This window comes from Enterobacter sp. K16B, assembly GCF_020216105.1.
Lineage (GTDB): Bacteria > Pseudomonadota > Gammaproteobacteria > Enterobacterales > Enterobacteriaceae > Enterobacter > Enterobacter sichuanensis.
Map to the genome: position 1 here is coordinate 56,460 of NZ_JAIWJZ010000006.1, position 15,891 is coordinate 72,350.

General features: G+C 57.2%; 17 protein-coding genes. 6 read left to right on the top strand and 11 right to left on the bottom strand.

Going from position 1 to position 15,891, the window contains the following annotated elements; genetic code table 11:
* Positions 1–257: 257 nt before the first annotated feature.
* Positions 258–1,649: an APC family permease gene (locus LDK53_RS01695; RefSeq protein ID WP_225283722.1), complete on the top strand. Its 1,392-nt coding sequence runs from the start codon at positions 258–260 to the stop codon at positions 1,647–1,649.
* 75 nt (positions 1,650–1,724) lie between these two features.
* On the opposite strand, the gene LDK53_RS01700 is transcribed toward LDK53_RS01695, so the two are convergent.
* A complete protein-coding gene (locus tag LDK53_RS01700) occupies positions 1,725–2,978 on the bottom strand; it encodes an MFS transporter (RefSeq protein WP_225283724.1) in 1,254 nt (417 codons plus the stop codon).
* Positions 2,979–3,099: 121 nt separating this feature from the next.
* Between LDK53_RS01700 and LDK53_RS01705 the strand changes: the two genes are divergently transcribed.
* The 3 genes from LDK53_RS01705 (at position 3,100) to bioD (ending at position 6,173) form a co-directional block, all read left to right on the top strand.
* Entirely contained in the window at positions 3,100–4,032 is a 933-nt protein-coding gene (locus tag LDK53_RS01705; RefSeq protein ID WP_225283726.1) for a LysR family transcriptional regulator, read from the top strand.
* Positions 4,033–4,126: 94 nt separating this feature from the next.
* On the top strand, positions 4,127–5,347 hold the full coding sequence (mlc, locus tag LDK53_RS01710) for a sugar metabolism global transcriptional regulator Mlc (RefSeq protein ID WP_025758620.1): 1,221 nt from the start codon (positions 4,127–4,129) through the stop codon (positions 5,345–5,347).
* A 130-nt stretch (positions 5,348–5,477) separates the two neighbouring features.
* On the top strand, positions 5,478–6,173 hold the full coding sequence (gene bioD / locus LDK53_RS01715) for a dethiobiotin synthase (RefSeq protein WP_025758621.1): 696 nt from the start codon (positions 5,478–5,480) through the stop codon (positions 6,171–6,173).
* Here bioD and clcB read toward each other — a convergent pair.
* The 6 genes from clcB to LDK53_RS01745 all read right to left on the bottom strand — a co-directional run bounded on the left by clcB (position 6,108) and on the right by LDK53_RS01745 (position 12,175).
* A complete protein-coding gene (gene clcB / locus LDK53_RS01720; protein WP_126801182.1) occupies positions 6,108–7,418 on the bottom strand; it encodes a voltage-gated ClC-type chloride channel ClcB in 1,311 nt (436 codons plus the stop codon). The two genes, bioD and clcB, sit on opposite strands and share 66 nt — an antisense overlap.
* 102 nt (positions 7,419–7,520) lie before the next feature.
* On the bottom strand, positions 7,521–8,669 hold the full coding sequence (gene osmV, locus LDK53_RS01725; RefSeq protein WP_059385287.1) for an osmoprotectant ABC transporter ATP-binding protein OsmV: 1,149 nt from the start codon (positions 8,667–8,669) through the stop codon (positions 7,521–7,523).
* Positions 8,669–9,316 carry an osmoprotectant ABC transporter permease OsmW gene (gene osmW / locus LDK53_RS01730; RefSeq protein ID WP_225283728.1) on the bottom strand — a complete coding sequence of 216 codons (648 nt, stop codon included), beginning with the start codon at positions 9,314–9,316 and terminating at the stop codon, positions 8,669–8,671. The genes osmV and osmW overlap by 1 nt, the downstream gene beginning before the upstream one ends.
* Before the next feature lie 8 nt (positions 9,317–9,324).
* Complete coding sequence (osmX, locus tag LDK53_RS01735; protein ID WP_095451405.1) at positions 9,325–10,224, bottom strand: osmoprotectant ABC transporter substrate-binding protein OsmX; 900 nt, start codon at positions 10,222–10,224, stop codon at positions 9,325–9,327.
* Positions 10,225–10,242: 18 nt separating this feature from the next.
* Positions 10,243–10,953 (bottom strand): osmoprotectant ABC transporter permease OsmY, encoded by a 711-nt coding sequence (gene osmY, locus LDK53_RS01740; RefSeq protein WP_059385289.1) that lies wholly within the window; start codon positions 10,951–10,953, stop codon positions 10,243–10,245.
* A gap of 274 nt (positions 10,954–11,227) precedes the next feature.
* A complete protein-coding gene (locus LDK53_RS01745) occupies positions 11,228–12,175 on the bottom strand; it encodes an NAD-dependent epimerase/dehydratase family protein (RefSeq protein WP_225283730.1) in 948 nt (315 codons plus the stop codon).
* A gap of 92 nt (positions 12,176–12,267) precedes the next feature.
* Here LDK53_RS01745 and LDK53_RS01750 point away from each other — a divergent pair, with 92 nt between their 5' ends.
* Positions 12,268–12,702, top strand: coding sequence for a MerR family DNA-binding transcriptional regulator (locus LDK53_RS01750; RefSeq protein ID WP_025758628.1), 435 nt, complete (start codon positions 12,268–12,270; stop codon positions 12,700–12,702).
* On the opposite strand, the gene LDK53_RS01755 is transcribed toward LDK53_RS01750, so the two are convergent.
* The 3 genes from LDK53_RS01755 to LDK53_RS01765 form a co-directional block, all read right to left on the bottom strand.
* Positions 12,667–13,404: a YoaK family protein gene (locus LDK53_RS01755; protein WP_225283732.1), complete on the bottom strand. Its 738-nt coding sequence runs from the start codon at positions 13,402–13,404 to the stop codon at positions 12,667–12,669. The two genes, LDK53_RS01750 and LDK53_RS01755, sit on opposite strands and share 36 nt — an antisense overlap.
* 160 nt (positions 13,405–13,564) lie before the next feature.
* On the bottom strand, positions 13,565–14,188 hold the full coding sequence (locus LDK53_RS01760) for a glutathione S-transferase family protein (RefSeq protein ID WP_225283734.1): 624 nt from the start codon (positions 14,186–14,188) through the stop codon (positions 13,565–13,567).
* 142 nt (positions 14,189–14,330) lie between these two features.
* Positions 14,331–14,762: a VOC family protein gene (locus LDK53_RS01765; protein WP_225283736.1), complete on the bottom strand. Its 432-nt coding sequence runs from the start codon at positions 14,760–14,762 to the stop codon at positions 14,331–14,333.
* 96 nt (positions 14,763–14,858) lie between these two features.
* Here LDK53_RS01765 and LDK53_RS01770 point away from each other — a divergent pair, with 96 nt between their 5' ends.
* A complete protein-coding gene (locus LDK53_RS01770; RefSeq protein ID WP_225283753.1) occupies positions 14,859–15,443 on the top strand; it encodes a TetR/AcrR family transcriptional regulator in 585 nt (194 codons plus the stop codon).
* On the opposite strand, the gene LDK53_RS01775 is transcribed toward LDK53_RS01770, so the two are convergent.
* A complete protein-coding gene (locus LDK53_RS01775; RefSeq protein ID WP_225283767.1) occupies positions 15,440–15,772 on the bottom strand; it encodes a YybH family protein in 333 nt (110 codons plus the stop codon). The two genes, LDK53_RS01770 and LDK53_RS01775, sit on opposite strands and share 4 nt — an antisense overlap.
* Between the last annotated feature and the right edge of the window lie 119 nt (positions 15,773–15,891).

The following is a 15,891-nucleotide window of genomic DNA, read 5'->3' on the forward strand; positions in this document are numbered from 1 at the left end:
CTCCCGGGAGTCGCGTTATGGAGCGCAGGCGGCACAGGGATTTTCTTAACGACACTGTGTGACGAGGTAGGAAATGATGCAGATGTTCAACTATCCGCAGGGCGAAGGGGGTCGGTCAGGCTCCTGCTGTGAGTGCGAGCCAGAGACGGTGTGCTGGTCCGATCGCGTGTGTTCTTTACAACTTCCCCCTTTGCTAAGCAGGTTTGCGTTAAGGACAACGCGATTGCAAACCACAGTAAGCATGGGGGGGACGGTTTATGGCGACTAACACGTCTCTTGACTCGCCGGGCATGGCCGGAAGAACCCGGCTGCGCAGCTCCCTCAAGCTCTGGCAGGTGGTCATGATGGGGCTGGCTTACCTCACCCCCATGACCGTGTTTGATACCTTCGGCATTGTGTCCGGTATCAGCAATGGCCACGTGCCCGCCTCGTATCTCCTGGCGCTGGCTGGCGTCATGTTTACCGCCATCAGCTACGGCAAGCTGGTACGACAGTTCCCGGAAGCGGGCTCTGCGTACACCTACACGCAGAAATCGATCGGACCCCACCTGGGTTTTATGGTCGGCTGGTCATCGCTGCTGGACTATCTCTTCCTGCCGATGATCAACGTGCTGCTGGCGAAGATCTACCTTTCCGCGTTGTTCCCTGAAGTCCCGCCGTGGGTCTGGGTGGTGGGGTTTGTGACGATCCTGACACTGGCGAACCTGAAGAGCGTTAATTTGGTCGCCAACTTTAATACCCTGTTTGTGCTGGTACAGATCGCCATCATGGTGGTATTTGTCATACTCGTGGTGCATGGCCTGCACAAGGGGGAGGGCGTCGGCACCGTCTGGTCGCTCCAGCCGTTTATCAGCGAGAACGCACACCTGATCCCGATTATTACCGGCGCGACTATCGTCTGCTTCTCTTTCCTCGGCTTTGACGCGGTCACCACGCTCTCGGAGGAGACGCCAAACGCGGCGCGGGTGATCCCCAAAGCCATTTTCCTGACCGCACTGTATGGCGGGCTGATATTTATTGTTGCCTCGTTTTTCATGCAGCTCTTTTTCCCGACGATCGCGCGCTTCAAGAACCCGGACGCCGCGCTGCCGGAAATCGCGCTGTACGTGGGCGGCAAGCTCTTCCAGTCGGTGTTTCTGTGTACCACGTTTGTGAATACGCTCGCTTCAGGCCTGGCCTCGCACGCCAGCGTCTCACGCTTGTTGTATGTGATGGGGCGTGACAACGTCTTTCCGGAGCGGGTGTTTGGTTACGTGCATCCGAAATGGCGTACGCCGGCTTTGAACGTCATTATGGTGGGGATCGTGGCGCTGTCGGCCCTGTACTTTGATCTCGTGACCGCGACGGCGCTGATCAACTTTGGCGCGCTGGTGGCGTTTACGTTTGTTAATCTCTCGGTGTACAACCATTTCTGGCGGCGTAAGGGGCTGAACAAAACGTGGAAAGATCGGTTCCACTATCTCCTGTTGCCACTCATTGGTGCCGTAACGGTCGGCGTGCTGTGGATAAACCTCGAAGCGACGTCCCTGACGCTTGGCCTCATCTGGGCGGCACTGGGGATCCTTTACCTGACGTGGCTACCGCGCCGTTTTCGGAAACCGCCTCCGCAGTTTGAAGCCGGTAAGATAGAGCAGGCCTGGGATTCCTGAACGTAAAACGGCACCAGTACGCTGGTGCCGTTTATCCGTAGCGCTCGTCTTACCGGACATCTTCCCGCTAGCGTGTCACCTCAGACGTTTATGAAGACTTCTCCCCACCAGCAGCGCCGCGCAGAGCATCAGCGCGATAAAGCCGCCCACGCCGTTCCAGCCGTAGTGATGCCAGAACACGCCGCCGAGCGTCCCGGCGATGCTGGAACCCAGATAATAGCTAAACAGATACAGCGACGATGCCTGTCCTTTGGCACGCCGTGCGCGCGGGCCAATCCAGCTGCTGGCGACCGAGTGGGCGGCAAAGAACCCTGCGGAGAAGAGCAGCATGCCGGCAAAAATCAGCCACAGGGAGGAGAAGAGGGTCAGCAGCAGGCCAACGAGCATCACCGCCGTGAAGAACAGCATCACCGGACCGCGCCCATAGCGTGCGGTCATCGCCCCGGCTTTCGGCGAACTCCAGGTGCCGGTCAGGTACGCCACGGAAAGCAAACCCACCACCGCCTGGCTCAGATGCCACGGAGAAAGCATCAGGCGATAGCCAATATAGTTAAACAGCGTAACGAAGGCGCCCATCAGCAGGAAGCCGGTCAGGAACAGGCGCGGCAGTCCCTTATCGCGCCAGTGCAGGCGGAAATTGATAAACAGCGTTTTTGGGCGCAGCGAGGTTGGACGAAAATGGCGCGACTCCGGCAGAATTTTCCAGAACATCAGTGCGGATGCCAGCGCAAAACAGCCGATCACCGCCAGCGCAATTCGCCAGCTAAAGAAGTCCGTGAAAACCCCGCTCAGCAGGCGTCCGCTCATGCCGCCAATCGAGTTCCCGCTGATGTAAAGCCCCATCGAGAACGCCACAAAACTCGGGTGGATCTCCTCGCTGAGGTAGGTCATCCCGACTGCCGCCACCCCGCTGAGCGATAGTCCAATCAGCGCGCGCATCACCAGAATGCCGTGCCAGCTGGTCATCATCGTTGAGAGCAACGTACAGACCGAGGCCAGCATCAGGGCGGTCACCATTACCTGTTTACGGCCGATGGCGTCGGACAGCGGGCCGGTAAAGAGCAGGCCAATCGCCAGCATAGCGGTTGAAATGGAAAGCGATACGCTGCTGCTGGCAGGCGATACGCCAAATTCGTGCGAAAGCACGGGCAGGATCGGCTGAACACAATAGAGCAGGGCGAAGGTTGCCAGACCGGCTGAAAAGAGCGCCAGCGTGACGCGCATAAATTGGGGGGTACCACGTTTAATGAACTGAACCGGCTGCGATGCTGCAGGTAAATCATTGATATCGCTTGCCGGATCGATACCAATCGTAGTTGTACGACTCACACAGTTTCCTTGCTTAAACATCCCCGTGATTTCTGGTGACGGGTATGACCACACCTTCAGGGTAGGAAAATGTAAATATTCTGTCTAATATATTAATAATCTCAAATGATACTTTAAAAATATGAATATCGAGCTGCGTCACCTTCGCTATTTTGTCGCTGTCGCTGAGGAGCTGCATTTTGGCCGTGCGGCGGCACGGCTGAATATTTCTCAGCCGCCCTTAAGCCAGCAGATTCAGATCCTGGAGCAGCAGGTCGGAGCGCGTCTTCTGGCCCGCACCAACCGCAGCGTGAGCCTGACGGCGGCGGGGAAACAGTTTCTTGTCGACAGCCGACAGATCCTGAATATGGTTGAGGATGCCGCCGCCCGGGCTGATCGGCTGTATCTCGGTGAGACGGGGGAACTGCGAATTGGCTTTACCTCCTCCGCACCGTTTATCAGCGCCGTCTCGGAGACCTTGTCGTCATTTCGCCGCCATTTCCCCGATGTTCATATTCAGACGCGTGAAATCAATACCCGCGAGCAGATCGCGCCGCTCAATGAAGGTACGCTGGATCTGGGGTTGATGCGTAATACCCAACTGCCGGACACGCTGGCATGGCAGGTGATTCTGCGCGAGCCGCTGATGGCTATGATCCCTCACGATCACCCCCTGGCCTCGCGTCCGACGGTTTCACTGGCCGAACTGGCAACAGAGCCGTTTGTCTTTTTTGACCCGCAGGTCGGGACGGGGCTGTATGACGATATCCTGGGGCTGATGCGCCGCTACGATCTTGCCCCGGTTATAACTCAGGAAGTGGGGGAGGCAATGACCATTATTGGCCTGGTCGCCGCCGGGCTGGGGGTTTCTATTCTTCCGGCCTCCTTTAAGCGGGTACAGTTGCGCGAAATGCGCTGGGTTCCCCTCGCGCAAGAGGATGCCGTGTCAGAGATGTGGCTGGTCTGGTCAAAACATCGTGAACAGAGTCATGCCGCACAGCGTTTCAAACAGCAGCTCATTAACGCCTCATCGGGGCGAGATTTTGTGGCAAAAGGGGGTAAAAACGTGCGGTAAATCACATGGCTAAGTAAATATTTGACGCCGGCCATGGAAGTGCTTCACCATAGCCAAAAGTTTATTTCGATGCTCGAAAATAAGGGAGTACGAGGTGGTTGCTGATAGTCAGCCAGGGCACATTGATCAGATTAAGCAGACCAACGCTGGCGCGGTATATCGCCTGATTGATCAGCTTGGTCCGGTTTCGCGTATCGATCTTTCGCGCCTGGCACAACTGGCACCTGCCAGTATCACCAAGATTGTCCGCGAAATGCTGGAAGCGCACCTGGTTCAGGAAACGGAAATTCAGGAGCCGGGCAGCCGTGGCCGTCCGGCAGTCGGGCTGGTGGTCGAGACGGAAGCCTGGCACTACCTGTCACTGCGCATCAGCCGGGGGGAGATCTTCCTTGCCCTGCGGGATCTGAGCAGCAAGCTGGTGGTGGAAGACCGGCTTGAGCTGCCGCTCAATGCTGAGCAACCGCTCCTCGAGTCGATTGTGTCGCATATCGATCGCTTCTTTATCCGTCATCAGCAGCGGCTGGAACGCTTAACGGCGATTGCCATCACCATGCCGGGCATCATTGATACCGAAAATGGCATTGTTCACCGCATGCCGTTTTACGACGACGTCAAAGAGATGCCGCTGGGTGAAGTGCTGAAAAACCATACCGGCGTGCCGGTCTATATTCAGCATGACATCAGCGCCTGGACAATGGCGGAGGCGCTGTTTGGTGCCTCGCGCGGTGCGCGGGATGTGATTCAGGTGGTCATCGACCATAACGTCGGGGCGGGCGTGATCACCGACGGGCGTCTTCTCCACGCTGGCAGCAGCAGCCTGGTGGAGATTGGCCATACTCAGGTCGACCCGTACGGTAAGCGTTGCTATTGCGGCAACCACGGCTGTCTGGAGACCATTGCCAGCGTGGAAAGCGTGCTGGAGCTGGCGCAGGTAAGGCTCGGCCAGTCCATGAGCTCTTCGCTGCACGGACAACCCCTGACGGTAGATTCACTCTGCGCCGCGGCGCGCCAGGGCGATCTGCTGGCGAAGGACATCATTACCGGCGTGGGGAATAACGTGGGCCGCATTCTGGCCATCATGGTGAACCTCTTTAACCCGCAAAAAATCCTCATTGGCTCGCCGCTCAGCCAGGCGGCGGAGATCCTGTTCCCGGCGATCTCGGCCTGCATTCACCAGCAGTCGCTCCCTGCGTACAGCAAAAATATTGCGGTAGAAAGCACCCAGTTTTCCAACCAGGGGACGATGGCCGGCGCAGCGCTGGTCAAGGACGCCATGTATAACGGCTCGCTGCTGATTCGCCTGCTGCAGGGCTAACTCTTTTCCGCAGATGTAAGAAAAATTGCGCTATCTCAAGCCGGGTAGCGCACGCATCCCGTAGACTTCCTCCACTGAATTATTTACCTGGTTTATATTTTCGAAGCATACCCAAGAGGTGGAGTGAGTCATGCTTAAGCGTTTCTTTGTTACTGGTACAGATACCTCTGTCGGCAAGACCGTCGTATCCCGCGCATTGCTGCAGGCGCTGGCAGCAAGCGGTAAACGCGTGGCAGGGTACAAGCCGGTCGCAAAAGGGAGTAAAGAGACGCCAGAGGGATTGCGTAATAAAGACGCCCTGGTACTGCAAAGCGTCTCGTCACTGGAACTGCCTTATCACGCGGTCAATCCTGTTGCGTTGAGCGAAGAGGAGAGCAGCGTGGCGCACAGCGGTATGATCAATTATCCGCTGCTGTCCGACGGGCTGGCGAACCTCAGCGAGAAGGTCGATCACGTGGTGGTTGAAGGCACGGGCGGCTGGCGCAGCCTGATGAATGACCTGCGTCCGCTCTCTGAATGGGTGGTGCAGGAACAGCTTCCGGTGGTTATGGTCGTGGGTATCCAGGAAGGGTGCATCAACCATGCGCTGCTGACCGCGCAGGCGATTGCCAATGACGGCCTGCCGCTGATTGGCTGGGTGGCAAACCGGATCAACCCGGGCCTGGCGCACTACGCTGAAATCATCGACGTGCTGAGCACCAAGCTACCGGGGCCGCTGGTGGGAGAATTGCCTTATCTGCCCCGCGCCGAACAGCGCGAGTTAGCGCAATACATCGATCTCTCGGCCCTCGGTGGCGTGTTGACCGTAGACCGAGTCGTGGCGTAACGTTCGCGACAGCACGGACGCCAGCACGCAGGCGACCAGCAAACCGGGCAGTAAAAAATATTGTCCGGTCATTTCACAGACCATCAGCGCCGACATAATAGGCGCATGGGTGGTGGCGGCGAGCAGCGTTGCCATCCCCGCCAGCCCCAGCAAAATCGCCGTTTCAGACCCCGGTAACCACAGCGCGAAGAGTTGGGCGAAAAGCATGCCTGTCGCCATGCCGACAAACAGCGTGGGCGTAAATACCCCGCCCGGCGCTCCTGAGCCGCTGCTGGCCAGCACCGCCAGCAATTTACAGATAAACACCCCGGCAATCACCGTCAGGACCGGCGGGGCGAGCAGAAAAGCCTGAACCACGCTGTAGCCATTCCCCCACACCTTAGGCGTGAGGAGGGACAGCAGCCCGACGATCAAACCGCCGAGCGCCAGCTGCCACGGCGGAGAAAGTTTAAGACGCAGGAACAGCCCGTGGCTGAAGTCCATCAGCCACATCAGCAGCGGTCCGCAGAGCCCTGCCAGCAGACCCATGGCGACCAGCAGGCCATAATCCGCCGCGGTGAGCATACCGCTCAGATGCACGGCGTAGAGCGTACCCGCGCCCGGTGCGAGGAGCTGCGTGGTGAGAAGCGCCACGACCGCGGCGATCGCTACAGGGCCGAGCGAGGCCAGCATCAGGGTGCCGAACAGGATCTCTGCAATGAACAGGCTGCCGGCTAAGGGCGCATGATAAGCGCTGGCCATCCCGGCGGCGGCACCGCAGGCGATCCATAACTTCCATTCGGATTTGGGCGTAAAGCGCCGGGCAAAGAAGGAGGCGGCGAGAGCGGCGAGCAGGATCATCGCCCCTTCACGCCCGATGGCGCTGCCGCTGGCCACGACCAGCAGCGACGCCAGGGATTTCACAAGGCTGGCGCCGTAATCAAACTGGCCGTCGCCCGTCTCCAGCGCTTCCATATAATCGGTGGGCGCATGAGGCCGCTGGGCGGTCAGCCGTTGCCATCCCCAGAGCAGCAGCCCGGCAGCCAGCCCGCCCAGTGCGGGCGTCAGCGCACGCCGCCAGGGAGAGAGCGACGCGGCAGCATTCACCAGGCTGCCGCTGTCGTTGCTGAGAAGCAGCCACTCCAGCAGGTACATGCTGTGACGGAACACCGCAACGGCCAGCGCGGCCAGCACGCCGGTGACGGAGGCAATCAGCAGTCGACGAAACATCGCGCGGATGTCGGGATACGTATGAAGACGTTGCATGAGTCGTAATTAAACGGGGACGATACGATATTGTGGCGGGAAATCGCGGGGTTAGCAAAAGGTCTGCGTGCGAAAAAGCCGGGCAAAGCCCGGCCGGAAAGGTTAGCTGTCGCTGTGAATATTCAGCGCCCGACGCGTACGGCCGGAACTCAGGTACTCAGCAATATAGTCCTGGGAAATCTCGCCGTTGTAGCGCCCGTCCTCATCCACAATCGGCATCCAGCTGGTATTGCTCTCATACAGACGTGACAGGACCACGCGCAGGTTATCTTCCGCTTTGCCGGTCATGCGGAACGGATGCAGAATATCGGCGCAGGTACCGCTGGCGTTACGCGCTTCGCGACGCTTCACGAAGCCCAGCGGTTTGCCGTGCTCATCGACCACCGTCACGGCACGAATGTCATTATCATCCATGGTGGCAAAGGCTTCCGGAAGCGGCGTAGAGCCGCGTACCGTAATGGTCGGCTGCTGGTCGGTCACGTCGCCCGCGGAGACCAGCAGCAGGCGTTTCAGGGTGCGGTCCTGGCCGACGAACGAGCCGACAAACTCATTCGCCGGTTTCGCCAGCAGTTCATCCGGGCTGGCGCACTGGACGATTTTCCCCTGCCGGAATACCGCGATACGGTCGCCAAGCTTCAGGGCCTCATCGATATCGTGGCTGACCAGCATGACGGTTTTTTTCAGCTTGCGCTGCATCTCCAGGAACTGGTTCTGGATCACCTCGCGGTTGATCGGGTCCACCGCGCCGAAAGGTTCATCCATCAGCAGTACCGGAGGATCTGCCGCCAGGGCGCGAATGACGCCAATGCGCTGCTGTTGCCCGCCGGACATCTCGCGCGGATAGCGGTGGAGAAACTTATGCGGATCCATCGCCACCATATCCATCAGCGCTTCGGCGCGGGCTTTACAGCGCGCTTTGTCCCAGCCCAGCATGCGCGGTACGACGGTGATGTTCTCTTCAATGGTCATGTTCGGAAACAGGCCAATCTGCTGGATCACGTAGCCAATGTTGCGGCGCAGGGTCACGGTGTCCATGCCGCTGGTGTCTTCGCCGTTAATCAGGATCGTCCCGCTGCTGGGGGTGATGAGACGGTTAATCATTTTCAGGGTGGTGGTTTTCCCGCAGCCGGACGGGCCGAGCAGGACGCACATTTCCCCTTCGGGCACGTTCAGGTTGACGTTGTCGACGGCCCTGAAGGTCTGGCCGTGCTTCTGTGAAAAGTGTTTGGTGAGGTTTTCCAGTTTTATCATTATCGAATCCCCTTTGGAGTCAGAACCACCTGCAGACGGTGCAGCAGCCAGTCGAGCACAATCGCTAAAAGACAAATCATCAGCGCGCCCGCAATCAACATGCGAATATCGCTTCCGCCGATACCGTTGAGCAGCAGCAGGCCGAGACCGCCCGCGCCGATCACCGCGGCAATCGCCATCACGCCGATGTTCATCACCACGGCGGTGCGGATCCCGCCGAAAATCACCGGCAGTGCCATCGGAATTTCAACCCAGCGCAGGCGCTGCCAGAAGGTCATGCCGATACCGCGCCCGGCTTCGCGCAGGCCCGGCGGCAGGCTGTCGAGCGCGGTGTGGGGGTTACGCACAATCGGCAGCAGCGAATAGAGAATCACCGCCGTGATGGCGGGCAGGGCGCCAATTCCCTGACCGATCAGCGAAAACAGCGGTATCATCAGGCCAAACAGGGCAATAGACGGGATGGTCAGCACGATAGTGGCGAGTCCCAGCACCGGCGTCGCCAGCCACTTGTGACGTACAATCAAAATGCCCAGCGGGACGCCGATGAGAATGGCTAAGCCCACGGCCAGCGCCACCAGCCACAGATGCTGCAGCGTCAGGGTCAGCAGGTAGTCCCAGTTATCGAGAATGTAGTGAATCGTCTCCATAGCGCCTCCTACAGCAACTGTTTGCTACGCAGGAAATCTCGGGCGACCTGCTGCGGTGACTGATGGTCGATATCCACCTTCTTGTTCAGTTCGGTGATAACGTCGTTATTGAGCTGGGCGGAAAGGGTGTTGAGCGCCTCTTCCAGGCCCGGGTTGGCCTCCAGCGTCTCCTTACGCACCACCGGGGTAACCGCATAGCTCGGGAAGAAGCCTTTATCATCCTCCAGCACTTTCAGGTCAAAGCCCTTCACGCGCCCGTCGGTGGTGTAGACCAGTCCTGCATCAACAAAACCATCGCGCACCGCGTTATAGACCAGACCGGGATCCATCTGGCGGATCTGCGGGCGGTCCAGGGTCATGTGATAGGCCGCCTGCAGCGGCTTCATGCCGTCGCTGCGCCCGGCAAATTCCAGGTCTAAACCCAGCAGCCAGTTTTTGTCCGGGTTGGTTTTACGGACCTGTTCAATTTTCGCCACCATCTCTGACATGGTGTTGATATGTTCCGCCTCGGCGCGCTTACGCTGCATGGCGAAGGCATAGGTGTTGTTCATGTCGGCGGGCTTGAGCCATACCAGACCGTGTTTCGCGTCCAGGCGTTTCACCGTCTCGTAAGACGCCTGCGGCGACATGCGCTTGTTGATGTGGTTAAAGATGATTAATGACGTGCCGGTATACTCCCACGTCATATCAATCTGCTTGTTAATCATCGCGTTACGGGAAATTACCGTGGCGATATTGGTTTGCGGCTGCACCTGAAAGCCTTTCTTTTGCAGGTACTGCACGGTCATCGCCGAGAGAATATGCTGCTCGGTAAAGCTCTTGGTCGCCAGAATCAGCGGGGCCGCCATCGCCTGACCGGTAAACAGCGCCGCGGCACACAGCGCCGCCAGGCAGGAAATCAGTCTCATACAAACTCCTTGTTATTGTTATCGGGGGAGATGGGGACTCATCACGCGACCCAGCGCCGCCAGCAGGCTATCGAGGATCAGGGCGAACAGAGCGGTGGCCGCCGCGCCGAGGATCAGGGTCGGGAAATCGTTCAGATAGATGCCGGGGAAAATGAGCTCGCCGTAGCTGCTGGCGCCAATCAGGAACGCCAGCGGCGCGGTACCGACGTTAATGGCGGTGGCGATGCGGATCCCCGAGAGCATGACCGGCCAGGCGTTTGGCAGTTCAACCTGACGCAGACGCTGCCATCGGGTCATCCCAATCCCGTTTGCGGCTTCCAGTAACGACGCCGGGACCGCGCACAGCCCGGCGTAGGTATTGCGCACAATCGGCAGCAGCGAGGCGAGGAACAGGGCGATAATGGCGGGCGTATCGCCGATGCCAATCACCACCATCGCCAGCGCCAGTACGGCCAGCGGCGGCAGCGTATTGCCGACGTTGAAGATTTGCATCACGTATTCGGCGATCCCCCGCGCCGCCGGGCGGCTCAGCAGGATCCCGGCCGGAATACCCACCAGCAGGGCAAAAAACATCGACGAGAAAACCAGAATCATGTGCTGTTGCCCGAGATAGAGCAGGTCTACCTGGCGCGCTCTGATTGTCTCCAGCCCAATACCCCAGACGAGGAGGGCGAGGACCACCAGAATGGCGCCGACAAACAGCAGCGAACGTTTGAGTAATGGGTGCATTGCGGTGTGTCTCCCTGTGCGCATGCGTTATAGCAACCACCGGTTGCCTGTTGTTATGCCATGTTTCGGCAGGGGTAGATGTCCTATAGCAAGCGTTTGGGAAGGGTTCCAGCGAAGGGGGAAAATCAGTAACCCTATGAAACTAGTGGCAACATCAGGTCAGGCCTTATGGCATAAGGCCTGATTGTGAGGCGGGCAGAATAGTCCTAAAGAAGAGATTGAAATGTGACGTTGTCACGAATTTAAAGCCGCTCGCAGGGCGGAGAGGCAAAAATTACGCCGTTTTCGCCGCTTTGCGTTGCCACTCCTGCCAGATTTCCTCCAGCCCTTGCCGGTAGGTGGTGACGGCAAATTCAGGGAATCGGCGTTTGAATTTCGTCGAATCAAACAGGTTGTCCTCGTCGTACCTGGGCAACAGCTCCCGTATTTCACGGGCGCCCTGCGAAAACAGCGCTGTCGCGGCGAAGGCCAGCTTGCCGAGTATGGCGTAGTCCGCTGGCTGTCCGAAGATCTCACAGGCGAGAGCGACGAATTGCTGGTACGTCAGCCTTTCGTCGCAGCAGGGTAAATGCCACGTCTGGCCGAAGGCGTCAGGGGTATTGCCCAGCAGGGCAAGCGCTCGGCTGGCATCCGGCGTCCAGATGAGGGTGCGAAGCGTGTCGTCACGGACCGGAACGCGCGGACGCTTATGCTGCTTCAGCCTGTCGATAATAAGCGTATTGGTGAAGCTCTGCGTTTTATCGGGCCCATAGAACTCAGGAGCGCGACCGATGAGCACGGGAATGTCACCCCGTTGCATTTCACCAAGCACACGGTTGGCCATTTCTGCCCGGACTTGTCCTTTCCGTCCCCGGGGGGCAAAGCGCGTCTCTTCTGTCTGCGGCACCGCGTTCTGGGGGTACATATAGGTGTTGTCGAAATAGACGAATTTTGCACCCGCCTGCCGTGTGGCCTCCAGGGCATTTTCCAGCATGGCTGGAAACTGACGTTCCCACAGCGCGGAATCAGGCGGCAGACCGGCAGTAAAGTAGACTGTGTCGCTACCGTTAACCGCGTTCTGCGTCTGCCCGGCATCGAGGAGATTGGCCGAAACGGTGACATCGCTGTCGTTGATTTTTTGCGGATGGCGGCTGACCAGCCTGATATCGTCGGTGTAGCCGCGTTTGAGTTCGCGGGTCAGTTCACGGGCGATTTGCCCGCTGGCGCCCAGAATAGTTTGCATTTTAGCTCCCTGATGAGATGACGATCCGGTTGACCGTATAAAAAGTTTAAGCTTAAAGTAAACTTTAAGGTCAATATGCCAGAGTGAACGAAATGAAAATTGGCGAACTGTCGAAAATGACGGGCATTGCCCCGTCGCGCATTCGGTTCTATGAGGCGCAAGGTTTACTGCCGCGCCCGGTCAGGCAGGAGAACGGATACCGCGCCTATTCCACCGATGCGGCAACGCTGCTGAACATCATCGACAATGCGCAGCGTACCGGGTTTACCCTCGAGCAAATACGTCGCTTCCTGCCGCAGCCGCAACAGCGCTGGGATCATGAGGGCCTGATCCAGTCCCTTAAGACGCGTATTGCGGAGATAGAGGCGATGCAGAAGCAGCTTGAGGAAAACCGTAAAGAGCTGCTGACGCTGGTTGCCAGTCTCAGCAACCGGCCGGAGGGCATCACCTGTGACGACAACATGCAGCGTCTGCTGGGGCAGCTGCAGCACTCAGACGGAAGCACGAACCCGTCGAACGCGCGTTGAGACAGTGATAATTGAGACGGTGGCGACCACGGTGAGCATCCCCCCGAGTATCAACATGGCGTTGAAGCCAATCCACCTGAACAACATAAGCCCCACGATACCGCCGGAAATAAACGAGAAAAGGGTGGTTAAGTGGGTTTTCAACTGACTTTTTTGTGCCGCCGTATCTTTGGAGTAATCCCTGCGGAGCATCGCCACCATGACAGAGGCCAGGGCGATCCCCGCGTCCGTCAGCGTGCCGGTAATATGCGTTGATCTCACCCGACCGCCGGAAAGCTGCGTGGAGGTGGAATTATGAATGCCCATCAGAAAGCAGAGAAAAAGAATAATCTCGCGGTTGCTGGTGAGGGCATGAAAATACATCTCGTAGAAGGAGACGCCGGTCAGTAATATCCCCTCGACAAACAGGATCTGGCAAAAAACCAGCCTGACATTATGGATAATGCCCCATATCACGATCGTTCGCGCAATAATGGCGCCGGCCACAAAAGAGAGAATAATCGAGCCGAAGAAAATAATATCGCTCAGGTCGGTGGAAGAGACTTCGCTGGATAATTGCGAGGTGTTGCCGGTCATGTGTGAGGGGAAAAAGCCAAATGCCCCAAGGGCGATGGCGTTCAGCAAACCTGCAGAGGTCGCCAGCCAGAGAGCAAGCCGGCGATCCTCCTGGTGCGTTCGTTCTTTCTTGAGTTTAATCAGCAAGAATACCTCCGGGTTGAGCTTTGCCTGACTATTCAGGCTAGCAAAGCGGTGCAACGGGCTGTCCAGGATATGGCTTAATTATTATTCCCTCTGACGACAATCAGGGTTTCGTAATTAAATAAAACAGCCTCGCTGCGGATATTCATTCTGACAGTAAGATTTATATCATGCCGTTATTGCCGTGGCGCAAAAACGCCGGGCGCTGGTTGAGACGTTCAAACCAGGCCTCAATCGCGGGCACGTCTGGCTTATCAAAGGGCGTCATTTTCCAGCGATTCACCGACAGCCCAAGCACCACATCCGCAAGGGTAAACGTCTCGCCCGCCGCAAAGGCACCGGTGCGCTGCAATTGATTCTCCAGAATGGTGACGCAGTGGTTCCACTCCTGGATCCCCGCCGCAATGCGCTCCGGGTCGTTAAAGTCCGGGTTTTTACGCCCCAGCGCCGGGAAGACATAGCGCCAGGCGTTATTGAATTCTGTTGCCTGCCAGTCCATCCAGCGCTCAACGTTGGCACAGGCCTGCGGTTCTGCGGGCAGCAGATCGTGACGTCCGGCCTTGCGCACCAGATAACGGCAGATGGCGTTGGACTCCCACAGCACGAAATCACCATCAATCAGCACCGGCACCATGGCGTTGGGGTTCAGGGCGCGAAAGGTATCCGTTTCTGTCGAGGCAAAACCGCTGCCGTAATCTTCCTGTTGATACTCGAGTCCTGCTTCTTCACAGGTCCAGAGCACTTTACGCACGTTGATGGAGGTGGTTTTGCCGAGGATGTTGATCATTGCGCAGGTGTCCTTTAATGGATGTTATTGTTTAAAAACAATACACCAGATGTGCGAGAGAGGTTGGGGCAAAATTTAGTGGGGCGTGTCTGAACGTATTAGAGCGAAGCACTGCCGGAGCACTTCGCACACTAAAACCGATTTAAACAGGCTGCTGGCTACAGTGGCTGGTGTAGAAACTTATACCGTTTCCATCCGGATCCAGCAGGGAAAAATAATGATGTCCAAACAGCATCTCCTTCGCAATTTGCTGAGGAGAGTATCCCTTGTCGATCAGCCCGTTTCGATATGTCTCAAGTTCCGTTCTCGAATGGCCTTCAATCATGAGATCAATTTTTTCTGGAGCAAAATCTGGCCGCTGACCAATGCGGCTGATATGCAGACTCTGTGTATCGGGAGCGTCTTTTTCGGTCAGTAACAGGTGGGTACCGCCGCGTAACTCAATAATCGCCATGCCCGGAAACTTGTCGAGCGCACGCAGGCCCAGCCCCTGGTAAAATGCGTAGCTGGCATCGACGTCGTTCACTTTCATCACAAAATGTGCGAGTGCTGCAGAAGGTAATAATTTATGCATTTTCTTGCCTTTCAAAGGTTTATCAGGGAGTGAACACATTGCATTCTTGTCGGTCAACGCTTGCAATGTTAATCTGACTGGACAGTCGAAAATATTATGCGACTGATCAGTCGAATAAAACAAGGGGAAATTGTGACGCGCAAAAAAGAAATCGATCGTGAGCAGGTATTGGATGCCGCCGAAAGCCTCATCCTTGAGTCGGGAGGACGCGTGTTTACGCTTGATGCAGTTGCCGAACGAGCCTGTATCAGTAAAGGCGGCCTTGTGTATACCTTCTCATCAAAAGATGGCCTGATATACGCCGTGCTTGAACGCGAAGTGACACGTTTTCAGCAGGCAGTTCGTCGGCGTCTTACGGACACCCCAGCAGGACCACGACAATGGATTCTTGCGCACATCGAGGAAGCACTGGAGGAGGAGGATGCTGTAACACAAATGGCGGCGTTTCTTATCACGGCGCTTGTACATGCGCCAGGCATGCTGGAGCCCGTTCGCAACCTCTATCATTCGCTCCTCGAACCGCTGCGAGAGCAAGGGGAGGAAATGGCGAATGTGCGGCATGCATTCCTCGCTGTAGAAGGCATATTCCTGTTACGTGGCCTGGGCCTTGCTGATATCCCGGCCGGAGAAATAAAATCGGTATTACGTTACGCGCGTGAAATGATTTTGACAGCATCTTAGGTAACGTTCGCCGTATCCAGAAGCGACGTACCATAGGAGTTGTCGATAGTACAAAGCCAGCGACCGTCGTGCTCCTGTTGAAAAACATAGGTCGCGCGGCGGGATATTTCCGTTATCCCGCCCTGACCATCAGGAAAACGCAGAACGGTTTCCATGATAACGAGGGCGTTCCCCCCACCTTCGATCACCTGCATCTCCCCTTGTTCGACCGTTAACTGGTCCTGAAAATAATCAGAGATGGCAATAAACGCGCTGCGGATGTTCTCTTTGCCTTTAACAGTCATGCCGGGCTTGACCACCAGTGCCGCGTCTTCGGCGTAGTACTCCATCACTTCAGACAGCAGACAACGTGCATTTTATGTGTTTCGCCCGGCGGCACTACGCTTGCACGGGCCTACAATGTAATATGCAACTGATTGATAGCCTGGCACAATGTAGGCCGGGTAAG